This window comes from Pseudomonas sp. NY15181 (genome assembly GCF_048068055.1).
GTDB lineage: Bacteria > Pseudomonadota > Gammaproteobacteria > Pseudomonadales > Pseudomonadaceae > Pseudomonas.
In genome coordinates this window covers 230,086-245,254 of record NZ_JBLUPT010000011.1, presented here as the reverse complement: position 1 = coordinate 245,254, position 15,169 = coordinate 230,086, and the positions used below count along the sequence as shown (strand labels likewise).

Sequence of the window (15,169 nt, the reverse complement as noted above, 5' to 3'; positions counted from 1 at the left end):
GAACGCCACCGTGCTCTCGCGCCTGACCGCAGGCGACCGCCTGGAGCTGGAAGACTACGAATTGCAGAAGGCCTTCGCCGGCATCACCACCCACGAAGGCCGCGTGACCGTGCCGATCTTCGACAACGATCAGGACATCGCCCGCCTGGCCGCCAAGGTGCAGCCCTGGCTCGACGCCCATCCCGATTGTCCCGGTTATCTGATCCGTGGCCACGGCCTGTACACGTGGGGGCCGCGCATGGCCGATGCCTTGCGCCAGGTGGAAGCCTTCGAATTTCTCTTCGAATGCGAACTGAAAATATTAAGCCTCCGCTCAGCGAATCCAGCGATCTGAGGAACCGACCATGAGCAGCCTGACCGTCTACCACGAATCGAGCCCCGAGCAGCCGCTGAAGCTGCTGACGCATGCCGAGGACATCGCCTCGACCCTGAACGCCGTCGGCGTGCGCTTCCAGCGCTGGCAGGCCAACGCGCCCATCGCCCCTGGCGCCAGCCAGGAGGAAGTGCTCGCCGCCTACCGGCACGAGATCCGCCGCCTGCAGGAGGAGGAGGGCTACGTTACCGTCGACGTGGTCAGCCTGACCGCCGATCACCCGCAGAAGGACGAACTGCGCGCCAAGTTCCTCGACGAACACCGCCACGGCGAGGATGAAGTGCGCTTCTTCGTTGCCGGTCGTGGGCTGTTCACCCTGCACATCGAGGATCACGTCTACGCCGTGCTGTGCGAGAAGAACGACCTGATCTCGGTGCCGGCCGGCACCCGCCACTGGTTCGACATGGGCGAGCGCCCGCATTTCGTGGCCATCCGCCTGTTCAACAACGCTGAGGGCTGGGTGGCCAAGTTCACTGGCGATGACATCGCCAAGCGCTTTCCGCTGCTCGATCTTTGAAACAGGCGTGGTCGCGAGCGCTATCGGCTACCCCAACGCGGACACTGGCGAATCTGTTTCTGGCCGATTGTGTTCGGAGGTATCCCGCTGCTGTCGACATGGAGTGGTAAGAACCAACGCACTTGCAGGAGCCGATGCCAGTCAAACCGATCGTGAAGCCAGGATTGCCTCTACCGCTTCGACAAAGCCTGATCCGCCGGGCCCGTCGCTGATCCAGGCCGGAAGATGTGGAAGCTCATTCAAGCATTCGCGCAGGGTGCTCACACCCAGGGTGTGGCGGAAGTAGGCGAGTCAATGTCTCGTCCATGTCGGTCAGTACGAAGCGGACATCGGCAAAGACGTCGGGATTTCTTTCGGCCAGAGGGCGCATTGAGGCTACCAGGGTAAATGGCCTGCCCTGGTGGGCTCGTGCTGATGGATTGGGATGTTTGTTCTGGAGCGTTGCTTGAATGCTTCAGGCTTCGTTTTGCGACGGTGAGCCAAGATGTCTGATTTCTAGAAAGGACATCATGCCGCCTGCAATCATTTGACATGCCGGACAGTGAGTTTCTCTGCCCCATAAGCTGCTGTGAGGTCGTCTTTCTCTGAATTGAAGTCCAGCAACCTTGTCGAGGGAACTTGTATGAGAATGAGAAAATCGCGATCGCTTATTCTCGGCCTGACGTCCGCTATCGGCCGATTACTGCCGCCGGTAATCAACTGATTTTGCTGCTGAACACCGCCTTCGCCCGCGTGCAGCAGTGTCATACAGGCGGGGGGAGTTGCTGTGCTCTGGGCTAGGAACGAGCATTTACACTGGCCCTCCCACTCCATAACACGGTGCCGCAATGACACCACAAACGCCCGTGCCTGCATGATCGCCGCCGCCATTCGGATTCCGTAAGTGTGATCTCTCCTGCTCAGCCTGCGTCAAGAATGCTGCCCCGTGCCGTCGTCTGGGGTCTGATAACAGGGCACTCCATGCAAACGCTGTTGAACGAGATTCTCGAAGAAGTACGTCCCTTGATCGGCAAGGGCAAAGTGGCTGACTACATTCCCGCGCTGGCTGATGTGCCGGCGCAGCAGCTGGGCATCGCGGTCTATGGCAACGATGGCAGCTATCACTGCGCGGGCGACGCGTTGGTGCCGTTTTCGGTGCAGAGCATTTCCAAGGTGTTCAGCCTGGTTCAGGCGATTGGCCACTCCGGTGAGGCCATTTGGGAGCGGCTGGGTCATGAGCCTTCAGGCCAGCCCTTCAACTCGCTGGTGCAGCTGGAGTTCGAGCGCGGGCGCCCGCGTAATCCCTTTATCAATGCGGGTGCGCTGGTGATCTGCGATATCAACCAATCGCGCTTCGCAGCACCGATTCTGTCGATGCGCGATTTCGTGCGGCGCCTTTCGGGCAATCCCCACATATCGATCGATACCCGTGTAGCGGATTCGGAGTATCAGTTCCGCGCGCGCAACGCTGCCATGGCTTACCTGATGCAGTCATTCGGCAACTTCCATAACGAGGTCGAGACGGTGCTGCGCAGTTATTTCAGTTACTGCGCGTTGCAGATGAATTGCCTGGATCTGGCGCGAGCCTTCTGTTTCCTGGCCAACGATGGGTTCTGCAAGCACAGTGGCGAGCAAATTCTGACCCGGCGCCAGACCCAGCAGGTGAACTCGATCATGGCCACTAGCGGGCTGTATGACGAAGCAGGGAATTTCGCCTACCGCGTGGGGCTGCCGGGCAAGAGTGGCGTGGGGGGCGGGATCGTGGCAATCGTGCCAGGGCAATTCACCGTGTGCGTGTGGTCGCCGGAATTGAATGCCGCGGGCAATTCCTACGCCGGCATGGCGGCGCTGGAGTTGCTCAGTTCGCGGATCGGGTGGTCGGTGTTCTGATCAGCCAGCGGGTCCTCAGCGGCCACTCGGCGAGTAGCCGCTGCGGTGCAGGCGCCGAGCCTTATCGTTCAGCTTGCCAGGCGATCAGTGCCGCCAACGCTTCGCTGATATGCGTGGAGTTGGCCTCCAAGACCATCAGATGGCGCCGGACAGCTTCCGAGGTGTCTGATGAACCGCTTGCCTCTGCCCAGGCGGCAAGCTCCCGGATGGCGGCGCTGGTGGCATTGATGTTCTGGTTGAGGCGGCAAACGAGCGTGGGGAGGGGGGCGGTGTTCATGATGACCTCCGCAGAGAGACTTCAGAGCACTCAGAAGCAAGAAAGGCCGTACCCCATCGATACGGCCTTTTGCCGTGTGGCTGCTGCTCTCCAAGCCACACGGCAGGAAAAATCTACCAAAAACAGATTCGGATTCAAGCCCCCCGCCTGGCACCTTTGGCGAACCCGCCGACGACTCATTTCTGTCCGCTCTTTGCTTGCGCGATGTTCCGGGCTTCATTGAGTGGCAAACCGCCTGTTCATGGTTCGTCCGAGCAAAAGGCGGTTTTCGCAAACGGCATCGGATCGGGTGCTGGCGACGTGCAAAATGGCGAACTGATAAATTTCATGCATCAATGAATGCAAACATAGCACTTATCGTTTCAAAGTGTGTCGAGCAGAATCCAGCGACCAAAAGCGCCAACAAGCCTAAATAAGATCGCTGGAGAACTACCTATGCATGCCTCATCCATCCCGGGCTCGTCATCGGCCCGCTCCAAGGCGGGTGCCGTGTTTCGCGTCACCTCGGGCAACTTTCTCGAACAGTTCGATTTCTTTCTCTTCGGCTTCTACGCCACGCAGATAGCCGCCGTTTTCTTCCCCGCATCCAGTGAGTTCGCCTCGCTCATGATGACCTTCGCCGTGTTTGGCGCAGGCTTTCTGATGCGTCCGCTGGGAGCGGTGATTCTCGGGGCCTACATCGATGATGTCGGCCGCCGGAAGGGGTTGATCGTCACCCTGTCGATCATGGCCAGTGGCACCTTGCTGATCGTTCTAGTGCCGGGCTATTCGAGCATCGGTCCATGGGCGCCTCTGCTCGTGCTGGTGGGCCGCTTGCTGCAGGGCTTTTCCGCCGGCGCCGAACTCGGCGGCGTCTCGGTTTACCTGGCGGAAATGGCGACTGCCGGGCGAAAAGGCTTCTATACCAGTTGGCAGTCCGCGAGCCAGCAGGTGGCGATTGTCGTTGCGGCAGCCTTGGGCTATGGGCTCAACCAACTGATGTCGCCCGCGATGATTGCCGATTGGGGCTGGCGAATTCCCTTTGCGATCGGCTGCCTGATCGTGCCGTTCATCTTCGTGCTTCGTCGCAGTCTGGAGGAAACCGAGGAGTTTTCCCGTCGCTCCCAGCGCCCCAGCATGAAACAGGTGTTCGCCACACTGGGCGAAAACTGGCGTGTGGTACTGGCTGGCCTGCTGATGGTGGCGATGACGACCACCGCGTTCTATCTGATCACCGTCTACGCGCCCACCTTCGGCAAAACGGTGCTGAACCTGAGCACCACCGACGCCTTGCTCGTCACGCTGCTGGTGGGCATCTCGAACTTCATCTGGCTGCCCATCGGAGGGCATCTGAGCGACAGGTTCGGACGCAAACCGATGCTCGTCGCAATGACCGTACTGGCCATTTTCACCGCTTACCCCGCGCTGTCGTTCCTGGCCCAGGCCCCAAGCTTTGCGCACATGCTGCAGGTACTGCTCTGGCTTTCGTTCATCTACGGCCTTTACAACGGGGCGATGATTCCGGCGCTCACCGAAATCATGCCGGTGGAAGTCCGGGTCGCTGGCTTCTCCCTGGCGTATAGCCTGGCGACTGCCGTGTTCGGCGGATTCACCCCGGCCATCTCCACCTGGCTCATTCATCTGAGCGGAGATAAAGGTGCTCCCGGCTACTGGATGACCTTCGCCGCTGTCTGTGCGCTTTGCTCGACCCTGGTGCTCTACCGCGGAAGTTCCTCGCGTATCCACATTCCTGTCTGATCGAGAGCGTCTCGAATGAATGCACTGACAAAGCACCTTGCCGTATTAACGATTGGCCTTTGTACACTTAGCACTGCCGCGCATGCAGAAGAGCTGAACGTCATGACCTCGGGGGGGTTCACCGCGGCCTTTCAGCGGCTGAGCCCGAAGTATGCGCAGGACAGTGGCGACAAGATCCAGACCATTCTCGGCCCCTCCATGGGGCAAGCCCGTGAAGCGATCCCTAATCGTCTGGCGAGAGGGGAAAATGCCGATGTGGTGATCATGGTCGGGTACGCATTGGATGAGCTCATCAAGCAGGGCGTGGTGGATCCGGCTTCCAAAGTGGAACTAGCGGATTCGCGCATCGGCATGGTGGTCAGACAGGGAGCTCCCAAGCCCAGGATCGATACGGAAGAGGCGTTCAAGAAAAGCCTGTTGGACGCCGGGTCGATTGCCTATTCGGACAGCGCCAGCGGGGTCTATATCCAGAACAAATTGTTCAGGAAGCTTGGGTTGGAGCAGCAGGTCGGCTCAAAAGCGAAGATGATCGAGCGGATTCCGGTTGCCTCGGTCGTTGCGTCGGGCCAATACGAGGTCGGCTTCCAGCAGGTCGCCGAACTGCTGCCTGTTCCTGGGGTTACCTTCGTCGGCAAGATTCCTGAGTCCCTGCAATCCGTTACCCGCTACTCCGCTGGCGTCCCCCGCAATGCGAAACACCCGGAGAAGGCCAGAGAGCTGTTGTCGTACCTGTCGTCCGCAGCTGCGCAACCCGTCGTGCAAGCCACGGGGTTGGACTCAGTCCCCAGGTGATTTCACAGGCGTACCTCTGACAAGCCGTTCAAGCTCAAGCGCAGCGGGCGTCAGCGTGCGCCCGCTGCGCTTGATCAAACCTACCCTCCGTACGACCTCGGGCTCCACCAATGGAACAGCCTTGAGTATGGGGTGGTGGGTTCGGGGCATGGCTATGGACGGCACGGCTGCCACACCCAGGCCAGCTTCCACCAGCCCTATCGCGGTCGTGACATGCCGCGTTTCGCAGATGCTGTGTCTGGATGGAGACAGGCGCTTCAAGGCCTGACTCAAGATGAGTCGGTTGCCGGAGGTCTTGTCCAGTGAGATGTAGTCATGCTCATACATTTCGGACCAGGTCACCGAGTGTCGACTTGCCAAGGGATGATCGCGTCGGCAGGCCATCACGTATCGCTCTTCGAGTAACAGATCGAAGGTCAATTCCGGGCTCAGGTTTCCACTGAAGGTGACGCCAAAATCTGCTTCGCCACTCGCTACGGCAACGTTCACCTCATGCGCGCTGGAGTCCACCACCATGATCTTGATGCGTGGATACAGGCGATGAAATTCGCTGATGACGTTTGGCATGAAATAGTAAGCAGCCGACGGCACGCACGCGATGGTGACGCGCTCCATTCTGCTGGAGGCGACATCGGCAATGCTCATCAATGCAGTGTCCAACTGGTCGAGCACCCGCTCCACTTCCGGTACGAAGGCGCGACCCACGGCCGTCAGGCTGACCTTGCGGGTTGTCCTGTCGAACAGCCGAACATTCAAAGCGGACTCCAGCTTCTCGATACGGCGACTCAGCGCCGGCTGGGTGATCTTCACCGCCTCGGCGGCCTTGCGAAAACTGCCGTTCTCCACGATCGCCCGGAATGCCTGGAGATCGTCCAGGTCGAAATTGATGCTCATTGGGAATGCCGGTGGATTGATAATCAGACGGCATCAATACCACTTTCGCTCGCCGTCGGGGAAGTTTCCCCAGCGAGTCGCTCCGCGGAACCCTACCAACGCCGGTATCTGGCAGCGCTAAACTCGGGACCTCGCCGCGCCTGGGCCTTCGAAGTATGGCTGGCCCACGAAAGAGCTGATCGCTCGACGAAAATCCCCCATGACGGGCTGCCAGTTATCACGTCCTACGAGGTCAGAGGCACGCAGAAACATCGAGAAGAGCGTGGCAACAATAAATAGAGTGCGCTCATGGGCAGGGTCAGTTGCCGCCATCAGTTCGGCGGTCTCAATGACAAAGCTCCACTGCAGCTGAGTCAGTGAGCGAGACGCCACGTCCAAGGTATTGCGTTGCTTGTAGATCGACTTCTGTTTAACTGCCCGGAATGGATTCACCTCGGTGAATCCCTCGTCTATCGCGTGCTGAAAGAAGCTGCCGCACACGGCAAATACCTGGGCCACAGACCCCTGAGACATTTTGTAGACGCTCAAGGGGAGGGCGGTCAGCGTTTCGGAAGCGATTTTCCTATCTCGTTTCGGAGCAGTGGTAGCGAAAGGACGCCAGTCCTAGTTCATGCCATACGTGTCACTGTCACCCCTTTTCCTTCCGCCAACTCGCACAAAACGAGACTTAACGACCGGGCCTATCCATTCAGCGGGTGGATTGAGGCAAAACTCCATGAAAGCCTCAGCATCCCGACGACGCAGCTCGATGAGAGGCTTCTCGACGATCAGCGCCGACCATAGAAGCAGGCGCTCCACATGAGTACGGTATGAGTTGTATGTGGCTCAACCGTGTCGCGTCCGACTCGCCTGTACCACCCGGTGCGCCGGCACGCGCAGTTGTGTCAGCAGGTATTCGGCAAATTCTGGTGAGAAGGGCTGCAGGGAGATGGCGCGCTCCATGCAGCTCAGCCAGGCACCGCTGAGGGCTTCGCCGATAGGCCATTGAGCGTGGAAGGACGGGATGGAGATGGGGCCGTATTTTTCACTGAACAGCCTTGGGCCACCCAGCCAGCCGCTGAGGAAGCAGGTCAGTTTGTCACGGGACTGTTCCAGGCTTTCCGGGTGCATGCTGCGCAGGTCGACCATGTCCGGCAGTTCGTCCATCAGCCGGTAGAAGTCGTCGACTAGGCGGCGCAGTCCGTCGATGCCGCCGGCGGCCTGGTAGGAGGCATCGCCTGTGCCAAAGGGAGAGACGCTGCTCACGGACAGTACTCGCTGAAGTTCGGGAGCCGCATTATACCCGGCGCCTCAGCGGATGATCCGTTGGCATACGCTGCAACAGGTACGGAATGGAATTCCACTAATTCGCGGCGCCTGACCCAAACGCGAAGTAAATTTTCAGATCTGCGTTGGCAGCTCCGTTTCGGAGTTTTAGCTCGCGTTTTTTCTGAGAATTAGTTCAGAGTGCTTTGAGTGAATCGATAACGGGAGAAAGGAGTGCATATTATTCAATACGCAATTTAACATAATATACATTATGCGAATCTAAGAGTAAGCCAATCTGGAGGGTTCCCCTCTGGATTTCACGCCAGGCATCTGGCCATTTCCACTTGGTTGCCCCGTCATTCGCATGATGCCTCATCGACTACCCGAACTTGCCGCTGGCAAACGCGTCGACCCGATTCATTCCTGGTACCGCTGACCTCCGTCGTGTCACTGGCAACGCTCGGTGCGTTTTTCACATTCACCTCAGGTTAATGCGAACTGACCTGGCAACGACCACGCCGGATCGACATAGCGCAACGCCGATTTCGGATCTCGCCAGCCCACATAGCTCATCAACGTCTTTTGATCCCAACCGCTGCGAGTCGCCCAAGTCGCGAAACCTCGCCGCAGCGAATGGCTGCTGTAACGTTCCGCAGGAATGCCGCATTCACGTAATGCTGCGCGCAGGATCGGAATGACGCTGTTCGGATGCAGCTGACCGTCGCTCGCATGTCCCCAGCGATCGATGCTTCGGAAAACCGGCCCTTGCGGTTCGCCAAGCTCGGCTATCCACTCCTGGTAAGCCTGTACCGGACACAAACGAGCCAAAGCCGGTGCATGAAAGGTCTGCCCGAGGTTTTCCCGGTCGGCCTTGCTCCAAGGCAGATAGATCGCCATGCCTTGTCCTGGCGTGACCTCGATGTGCTCGATCCGCAGCCGGCAAAGCTCTTCGCTGCGGAATGCACGCCAGAAGCCCATGAGGATCAGCGCCCGGTCACGCAGGCTGCGTCGGCGCCTGGGCGCATCTTCCGCCTGGTGAGCTGACAAGGCGGATCGCTCCAGGTGCTGAACGCACAGCTCTAGTTCCTGAAGCTGCAACGGGTGCGCCTGCTTCTCCGGCCTTGGGTGTAGCACGCGAATTCCCTTCAGCACCTTGCGCACGATCGGTGCTTTTGTGGGGTCAGGAAAGCCCTGGCTGAGATGCCATTGCGCAAGCGCCGCCAGCCGGGTCTTGAGCGTATTGGCGCTGAGAACGCCGGCATGCTCGGCCAGGTAACGGGCAACGATGTCGCTGGTGGTCGGCAGGAAGCCTCCCCAACTGACCTCAAAATGCTCGATGGCGGCCTGGTAGCTGCGCCGCGTATTGCTACGCGTGGCCGCTTCTATATAGCGCTCCAACTCCTGGGGCATCACCGCCCTCCTCCTTTCCCGTACCGGCCCTCGGCGCCACTGACGCCTTGATTTGGCCATCACAAGTGATAATTCGTGATTATCTAATCTCAAGTTATTCAGCACAAACTTTGAATATTCTTGATAAAATGCTACGTATTTACATATTACGTACCACATTACGAAATCGTCGGAGACCCCATGGCACGCGGTGGAATCACCAAGGCTCTGGTACAGAAGGCACGTGCAGCCATACTGGCGCGTGGAGAAAATCCGAGCATCGATGCCTTGCGGGTCGAGCTGGGCAACACCGGGTCGAAATCCACGATCCATCGCTATCTGAAAGAAATCGAAGCGGAGCATGCGCCTCGTGCAGGGCAGCCGCGTTCGCTCAGCGACAACCTGACCGAACTGGTGGCGCAGCTTGCCGGCCAGCTGCAACAGGAAGCACGGCAGTCCGTCGCGGAAGACAGGGCCGCCCTCTCCCGCGAACGGCTGGACTACCAGCAGCAGGTACGCAACGCCCAAGCGCAGATCGATCTGCTCAAAGGCTCCGTCCAGACCATGGAAGCCCAGTTGCAGGAGTCTCGCAGCCAGCTCCAGGCCGCCCAGGAGCAGAAGCACCAGGCTGACCTTGCGAACGCCCGGCTTCGCCAACTGGGTAGCGATCTGGAAACCCGTCTGCGGGAACGGGATGCGCAGATTCTTTCGCTCGAGGAAAAGCACAATCATGCCCGCCTGGCGCTGGATCACTTCCGTCAGGCGGCCAAGGAGCAGCGGGAGCAGGAGCAGCGACAGCACGAAGGTCAGGTCCAGCAACTGGGTGTCGAGCTCCGGCAATTGCAGCAGTCGATGATCGTGCGCCAGGACCAGCTGACCCAGCTCAATCGCGACAACGAACGACTGCTCACCGAGGCGCGGCTGCTGCGCAATGAACAGGAAGCGAAGCACCAGCAGCTCATGCGGGAAACGCTGGCCTCCGAGGTGCTCCGGCAGGACAAGGCGCGGCTGGACGGGCAGCGCATCGAGATCGAGGAACGAAACCAGGAACTGACCGATGAGCTTCGCCTGTCACAACAATTGGCGAGAGAACAGGCCATCAGGATTGCCGCGCTTGAAGAACAGCTTCAGCAGGCTGCTCTACGTTTGGAGGAGGCTACGGCACCTGAGTAGATTCGGCTTCGCCACCGAGCAACCAGCAAGCAGTTGAATGCCTCTCAGGAAGCCACGGTCTCCCGCTCGAACGCCTCGGCAAGAAAGTCGATCAGCTTGCGCACGGCCGGCATCAGGCCACGGCGGGAAGGGAAGATCGCGACCACGTCGCCCCGCTTCGGCGTCCAATCGTCGAGAACATTGACCAACCTGCCGCTGGCCAGGTCCTCGCTCACCACTTCCTCCGGCAGAAGCACCACCCCTACCCCCGCCAGCGCCCCTTCGCGCAATACGGACACGTCGTCGGAAACGATGCGCGGACGCAGGTGGATGGACGCCGAAGCCCCGTTCGGTCCATCCAGTTCCCAGACGTAGTCCTGGACGTTCGGCCCCCAGCAGAGGCTGGGCAGCTCAACCAGGTCCGCCGGGCCCAGCGGCGAACCCGCACTGGAACGCACGCTGGGCGCCGCCACCAGGCAGTATCGGCACTGCGCCAGCTTGCGCATGACCAGCTCGCTGCTTTCCAGCGGCTGATGGCGGACGCTGAGCACCAGATCGAAGCCTTCGCTGATGACATCGACGCGGCGATTGAAACTCTTCACCAGCAGTTCCACGACCGGGCATTCGGCCATGAACCGCGCCAACAGGGAGGCTACCCGCGCATCCAGCAGCGCCGTCGTGCAGGCCACCCGGATCATGCCGCGCGGTTCGGCCCGGCTGCGCTCGATAGTGTCCTCGGCAGCGAGGGCCTGATCCATCATCGCCACGCAGTGCTGGTAATACTCCTGGCCGATTTCAGTGACGGCGAAATGCCGGGTCGAACGCTGAATCAAGCGGACGCCCAGGCGCTCTTCCAGCCGTGATACCCGGCGGCTCAAACGTGACTTGGGCAACCCCAGCATCCGGCCAGCGGGCGCGAAGCCGCCGTGCTCGACCACCTTGGCATAGAGGAACAGGTCGTTCAGATCAAACATGGACATTCGCCAACAACATTTCGAACCTGCTCATGAACGGTGACACCCCCGCCCGAGGGACGGAGGCAACAGGAGCCCGCCGGGCAAGCGCTGCCCAGGGTCTGCCGGGATTGAAATCGGCCTGCGGAAACTGATCAGGCAATCATTGCGAGCGGCCTGTGCACCAGGGTGACCAAGTCTTAAGGATCGCAAGACGGGAAAACAGCCGATACGCCATCGAAGTCATCCCGCGTCTCAGAACAGGTTGACCGGGTAGTCGACGATCAGGCGGTACTCATCCGCGCTGGAGTTGCCCCGGGTGTTGCCCGGCGCGGTATAGCCGTCGCCCTCGCGGTGGGCGGCCCAGCGCACGGTCAGCGACAGATCCTTCGCCGGCCCGGAAGGCACCTGGTACTTGAAGGCGAGGTCGCGCTCCCAGTGCTTGGCGTTCTTGCCGTCCGGGTTGTAGATGTAGCCGTAGCCGGCGCTGTTGGGGTCCACGCGGGTCAGGTCCGCCTCGCCCCGCGTATAGGCTGCGATGAATTGCAGCGTCGGTACGCTGAGGAACGTCAGGGGTGTTTCGTACTGCACCCGCCAGGACTTTTCCCCCGGGCCGTTGAAGTCGGCGAACTGCTGGGAGTTGCTCAGGTACAGGAAGATCCGGTCGTTCTGCGTGAGGTAATCGAAGGGCGTCCTGCCATCGACCTTCTGCAACCCGAGGGTGACGGTCTGCCCATAGGCGGTCGCGGCGAGCCCGGCGCTGTAGGTGTCGTTATCGATCGTCCCCAACTGGCTGCTGCCCTCGTCCCGCGTCTTGAAGTAGTGCAGGTAGGGCTTGAGCACCAGCGTGTCGGTGACCGGGATGGCATCCGAGATGCCCAGGTAGTACTGATTCCAGATATCCGTGAGCTGGCCGCCATAGGCCGAGAGCTGCATACCCCAGGGGCCGCTATAGATGGCTCCGGCCCAGCCCAGATGGGGGCTCTCGCGGTCCGCCAGCACGCCGGCCTTGTTGCGCGCGCCGTAGGCGGTGACCAGGTCACTGTGCCCGCTCTGATTGCGCAAACGCGTGGATTCCACGAAGCCCGCATCCAGCCAGAGGTCCTGCAGGCCATGATTCCTCAGGGTGACGCCGCGATAGGACTGCGGAAACAGGCGGCTCGTCCCGCTGGCCACCAGCGGGTTTTCCACCAACTGGTCACCCGCCTTGACCAGGGTATAGAGGTACCTGAGCTTGAGCGCAGCCCCCGCGCTGGAGAACTCGTCCTCGGACTTGCGGGATGAGTCCAGCGGCAGCAGACCAGCGCCGCCGCTGCCACCCCCGCCATCCAGCTTGAGTCCCAGGAAGCCGTGGGCATCGACCCCGACGCCAATCGGCGTGTCGGTGAAGCCGGACCTGAACGACAGCAGGAAGCCCTGCGCCCACTCGGTGGGATTGCTCGTGACCAGCTCGGAATGATTGTCGCGCTGGAAGTAGTAATTCCTCACCAGCCCGTCCAGCCGCGACCCTTCCAGCAGCCCCGGCGGGATGGCCAGTTCGACGGCCTGTCGGTCGTTGACGCCGGTGAAGATGTTGTCCTTCTGCCCCAGGGAGTTGTCGGCCTGGGCGGGTAACGCCAGCAGCAGACCGATCCCCAGTGGGCACAACAGGGCGCGGCGCTCGACGAGCGGGGTCTTCATGGTCGGTATCCTCAGACGCGCCAGGGAAGCGGCGGCGCAACCAGGCGAGGCCCGTCGAACTCCGCCACCTCGCCGAACCGGGCACCACCCTCCTCCCACTCGCGTTGGGCCTGGGCAATCTCCGCCTTGCTGTGCCCGACGAAGTTCCACCAGAGGAAAATCTCCTCGGCAAAGGGCTCGCCACCGAGCAGTACCGCGCGGGCGCCTGTCGATACCTCCAGCTCAAGCGACGCCAGGCCGCGCCCCAGATAGGCAAACTCGTTCGCGCCGAAGACCTCGCCGTTGATACTCCACTCGCCGGTCAGCGGCAGGACGCCGTATTCATGACTCCGCTCCAGGCCAAGCCGGGTGCCTGTCGCCACCTTCGTCGCCAGATCGAGCCCCACCAGCGGCGAGAAGGTGCGAGCGGGCGCGGCGTATGGCCCAAAGCTCCCGGCCAGCAGCGTCAGCTCGAAGCCGTCCGCCTGCCATTGGGGCAATTGCGCGTAGTGATCGAACATCGGCGGGCGGTCACGCTCGGCGGCTGGCAGGGCGATCCACAACTGCACCGCATGCAGCTGCGCCTCTCCCGGCAAGGATTCTTCGGTATGGGTAATGCCGTGGCCCGCGGTCATCAGGTTCACCTGGCCCGGGCGGATCACCTGGACATGGCCCAGGCTGTCGCGATGGAGCACTTCACCGGCGATCATCCAGGTAAAGGTCTGCAGGCCGATATGCGGATGCGGCCCGACACGCAGCCCCTTCCCGGAGGTGAAGACCGCCGGCCCGGCATGGTCCAGGAAGCACCAGGCCCCGACCATGCGCCGTTGCCGCGAAGGCAGCAGCCGATTGACGGGAATGCCGCCGCCGACCTCGGCACTGCGCGAAACGACCCGCTGAATAGCTCGAACACCGTCATTGATCGGGCAGTCGGCGGACGATGACAGCTCGCATTGGGTTTCGTGTGTACTCATCATCAGATCTCCCTAACCACCGGGATACTCACGACCTGCACGGGCCTCACTCGACCAGCTTGCTGGTAATGAGGATTTCACCGCTCAGCACCTTATGGATCGGGCAGGCATTGGCAATCTCCAGCAAGCGAGTGCGCTGTTCGTCAGTCAGCGCGCCGCAGAGGTGGATATCGCGCCCTATCTCCGTCTGCCCTGGCCGCTCCTGCAGCACGCTCAACTGCACATCGATGGACTCCAGTGGTATGCCCTTGCGCTGCGCATACATGGCCACCGTGATGGAGGTGCAGGCGCCCAGGGCGGACAGCAGGAGTTGATGCGGCGAAGGCCCCGTGTCGCCGCCGCCCAACCCTGCGGGGACGTCGCCCAGCCATGCGTGCTCGCCATCGCTCAATTTCACCTGATAGGCCACGCCTGCAAAGGATGCACGGACTGTCGGTACAGCCATGGGAACTCCCGAATTCAATGACGGCTCTCTCAGGCCAGGCGAGGAGCCATGCGCCCTGGCGTGGCTCCTCGCGGCAGGATCACTTGGCTGCGGTCAGCAGGCTGTAGCTGGTAATCAGGTTGCGGTAGTCCGGGATGTGGTTGGAGAACAGCGCGGCCAGGCCTTCGATATCGTTGCGCCAGTCGCGGTGCAGCTCGCAGGCTACGCCGAACCAGGTCATCAGCTGCGCACCGGCGGCTTCCATGCGGCGCCAGGCGGCGTCACGGGTGACTTCGTTGAAGGTGCCGGAAGCATCCGCCACCACGAAGACGTCGAAGTCTTCCGCCAACGCCGACAGTGCCGGGAAGGCCACGCACACTTCAGTCACCACGCCGGCGATGATCAGCTGCTTCTTGCCGGTGGCCTTGACGGCCTTGACGAAGTCCTCGTTGTCCCAGGCGTTGATGTTGCCCGGACGGGCAATGTAGGGAGCATCCGGGAACATTGCCTTAAGTTCCGGCACCAGCGGGCCGTTGGGGCCGTTTTCGAAGCTGGTGGTGAGAATGGTCGGCAGCTTGAAGTACTTGGCCAGGTCAGCCAGGGCCAGGACGTTGTTCTTGAACTTGTCCGGTTCGATATCCCGCACCAGCGAAAGCAGACCCGTCTGGTGATCGACCAGCAATACGGCGGCCTGGGTCTTGTCGAGACGGACGTAGGGCTTGCTCATGGCGTTTTCCTCGTTCTCAGGTTGAATGCCCAGTGCGGTGCGCTGGGCAAGGGGTGGATTCAGAGACGCGAATCCGGTAATTCCTGCGGGGTCACTCAGTGCCGGGGGCTTGTACAGCCAAGGCCAAAGTGACCGAAGCGCAAACCTCACATTCCACTGCGGGGATTTATCAGGTTAGTTTCGC

General features: G+C 61.0%; 15 protein-coding genes and 1 pseudogene. 6 read left to right on the top strand and 10 right to left on the bottom strand.

Features of this window, described 5'->3' with window-relative positions; all coding sequences use genetic code 11:
• The 3 genes from ACNFBT_RS23425 to glsB form a co-directional block, all read left to right on the top strand.
• On the top strand, window positions 1-334 hold a 334-nt coding region (locus ACNFBT_RS23425), incomplete at its 5' end, for a class II aldolase/adducin family protein (protein ID WP_416753123.1).
• Between the two features lie 10 nt (window positions 335-344).
• Entirely contained in the window at window positions 345-890 is a 546-nt protein-coding gene (locus ACNFBT_RS23420) for a 1,2-dihydroxy-3-keto-5-methylthiopentene dioxygenase (protein WP_416753122.1), read from the top strand.
• A 960-nt stretch (window positions 891-1,850) separates the two neighbouring features.
• Complete coding sequence (glsB, locus tag ACNFBT_RS23415) at window positions 1,851-2,759, top strand: glutaminase B (protein WP_416753121.1); 909 nt, start codon at window positions 1,851-1,853, stop codon at window positions 2,757-2,759.
• Between the two features lie 61 nt (window positions 2,760-2,820).
• Here the strand turns inward: glsB and ACNFBT_RS23410 are convergent, their stop codons facing one another.
• Entirely contained in the window at window positions 2,821-3,036 is a 216-nt protein-coding gene (locus ACNFBT_RS23410; RefSeq protein WP_416753120.1) for a hypothetical protein, read from the bottom strand.
• 435 nt (window positions 3,037-3,471) lie between these two features.
• Between ACNFBT_RS23410 and ACNFBT_RS23405 the strand changes: the two genes are divergently transcribed.
• Both ACNFBT_RS23405 and ACNFBT_RS23400 read left to right on the top strand, forming a co-directional pair.
• A complete protein-coding gene (locus tag ACNFBT_RS23405; RefSeq protein ID WP_416753119.1) occupies window positions 3,472-4,773 on the top strand; it encodes an MFS transporter in 1,302 nt (433 codons plus the stop codon).
• A gap of 15 nt (window positions 4,774-4,788) precedes the next feature.
• Window positions 4,789-5,565, top strand: a complete 777-nt coding sequence (locus ACNFBT_RS23400) for a substrate-binding domain-containing protein (protein ID WP_416753118.1) — start codon at window positions 4,789-4,791, stop codon at window positions 5,563-5,565.
• On the opposite strand, the gene ACNFBT_RS23395 is transcribed toward ACNFBT_RS23400, so the two are convergent.
• From ACNFBT_RS23395 to ACNFBT_RS23380, 4 genes and pseudogenes are all read right to left on the bottom strand, one after another.
• Window positions 5,551-6,459 (bottom strand): LysR family transcriptional regulator, encoded by a 909-nt coding sequence (locus tag ACNFBT_RS23395; protein ID WP_416753117.1) that lies wholly within the window; start codon window positions 6,457-6,459, stop codon window positions 5,551-5,553. The two genes, ACNFBT_RS23400 and ACNFBT_RS23395, sit on opposite strands and share 15 nt — an antisense overlap.
• Window positions 6,460-6,642: 183 nt before the next feature.
• A pseudogene (locus ACNFBT_RS23390) lies at window positions 6,643-7,284 on the bottom strand (site-specific integrase); the annotation flags it as partial.
• Window positions 7,285-7,704: a group II truncated hemoglobin gene (locus ACNFBT_RS23385; RefSeq protein ID WP_416753116.1), complete on the bottom strand. Its 420-nt coding sequence runs from the start codon at window positions 7,702-7,704 to the stop codon at window positions 7,285-7,287.
• Window positions 7,705-8,190: 486 nt separating this feature from the next.
• Window positions 8,191-9,117 (bottom strand): site-specific integrase, encoded by a 927-nt coding sequence (locus ACNFBT_RS23380; RefSeq protein ID WP_416753115.1) that lies wholly within the window; start codon window positions 9,115-9,117, stop codon window positions 8,191-8,193.
• Window positions 9,118-9,297: 180 nt separating this feature from the next.
• Between ACNFBT_RS23380 and ACNFBT_RS23375 the strand changes: the two genes are divergently transcribed.
• A complete protein-coding gene (locus ACNFBT_RS23375) occupies window positions 9,298-10,269 on the top strand; it encodes a DNA-binding protein (RefSeq protein ID WP_416753114.1) in 972 nt (323 codons plus the stop codon).
• A 44-nt stretch (window positions 10,270-10,313) separates the two neighbouring features.
• On the opposite strand, the gene ACNFBT_RS23370 is transcribed toward ACNFBT_RS23375, so the two are convergent.
• The 5 genes from ACNFBT_RS23370 to ycaC all read right to left on the bottom strand — a co-directional run bounded on the left by ACNFBT_RS23370 (window position 10,314) and on the right by ycaC (window position 14,985).
• Window positions 10,314-11,222 carry a LysR substrate-binding domain-containing protein gene (locus ACNFBT_RS23370; RefSeq protein ID WP_416753113.1) on the bottom strand — a complete coding sequence of 303 codons (909 nt, stop codon included), beginning with the start codon at window positions 11,220-11,222 and terminating at the stop codon, window positions 10,314-10,316.
• Window positions 11,223-11,456: 234 nt separating this feature from the next.
• A complete protein-coding gene (locus ACNFBT_RS23365; RefSeq protein WP_416753112.1) occupies window positions 11,457-12,881 on the bottom strand; it encodes an OprD family outer membrane porin in 1,425 nt (474 codons plus the stop codon).
• A gap of 11 nt (window positions 12,882-12,892) precedes the next feature.
• The gene (locus ACNFBT_RS23360) at window positions 12,893-13,834 is read right to left on the bottom strand and encodes a pirin family protein (protein ID WP_416753132.1); all 942 of its coding nucleotides are present in this window, start codon (window positions 13,832-13,834) and stop codon (window positions 12,893-12,895) included.
• 46 nt (window positions 13,835-13,880) lie between these two features.
• A complete protein-coding gene (locus ACNFBT_RS23355; protein WP_416753111.1) occupies window positions 13,881-14,279 on the bottom strand; it encodes an OsmC family protein in 399 nt (132 codons plus the stop codon).
• 79 nt (window positions 14,280-14,358) lie between these two features.
• Window positions 14,359-14,985, bottom strand: coding sequence for an isochorismate family cysteine hydrolase YcaC (gene ycaC / locus ACNFBT_RS23350; protein WP_416753110.1), 627 nt, complete (start codon window positions 14,983-14,985; stop codon window positions 14,359-14,361).
• Window positions 14,986-15,169 lie beyond the last annotated feature (184 nt).

Excerpts from the sequence above, each read along its gene's own strand:
- ACNFBT_RS23400 (WP_416753118.1), top strand. The coding sequence starts at position 4,789 with ATGAATGCACTGACAAAGCACCTTGCCGTATTAACGATTGGCCTTTGT.
- ACNFBT_RS23370 (WP_416753113.1), bottom strand. The coding sequence starts at position 11,222 with ATGTTTGATCTGAACGACCTGTTCCTCTATGCCAAGGTGGTCGAGCAC.
- ACNFBT_RS23405 (WP_416753119.1), top strand. The coding sequence starts at position 3,472 with ATGCATGCCTCATCCATCCCGGGCTCGTCATCGGCCCGCTCCAAGGCG.
- ACNFBT_RS23365 (WP_416753112.1), bottom strand. The coding sequence starts at position 12,881 with ATGAAGACCCCGCTCGTCGAGCGCCGCGCCCTGTTGTGCCCACTGGGG.
- ACNFBT_RS23420 (WP_416753122.1), top strand. The coding sequence starts at position 345 with ATGAGCAGCCTGACCGTCTACCACGAATCGAGCCCCGAGCAGCCGCTG.
- ACNFBT_RS23360 (WP_416753132.1), bottom strand. The coding sequence starts at position 13,834 with ATGAGTACACACGAAACCCAATGCGAGCTGTCATCGTCCGCCGACTGC.
- ACNFBT_RS23375 (WP_416753114.1), top strand. The coding sequence starts at position 9,298 with ATGGCACGCGGTGGAATCACCAAGGCTCTGGTACAGAAGGCACGTGCA.
- glsB (WP_416753121.1), top strand. The coding sequence starts at position 1,851 with ATGCAAACGCTGTTGAACGAGATTCTCGAAGAAGTACGTCCCTTGATC.
- ACNFBT_RS23410 (WP_416753120.1), bottom strand. The coding sequence starts at position 3,036 with ATGAACACCGCCCCCCTCCCCACGCTCGTTTGCCGCCTCAACCAGAAC.
- ycaC (WP_416753110.1), bottom strand. The coding sequence starts at position 14,985 with ATGAGCAAGCCCTACGTCCGTCTCGACAAGACCCAGGCCGCCGTATTG.
- ACNFBT_RS23395 (WP_416753117.1), bottom strand. The coding sequence starts at position 6,459 with ATGAGCATCAATTTCGACCTGGACGATCTCCAGGCATTCCGGGCGATC.
- ACNFBT_RS23355 (WP_416753111.1), bottom strand. The coding sequence starts at position 14,279 with ATGGCTGTACCGACAGTCCGTGCATCCTTTGCAGGCGTGGCCTATCAG.
- ACNFBT_RS23380 (WP_416753115.1), bottom strand. The coding sequence starts at position 9,117 with ATGCCCCAGGAGTTGGAGCGCTATATAGAAGCGGCCACGCGTAGCAAT.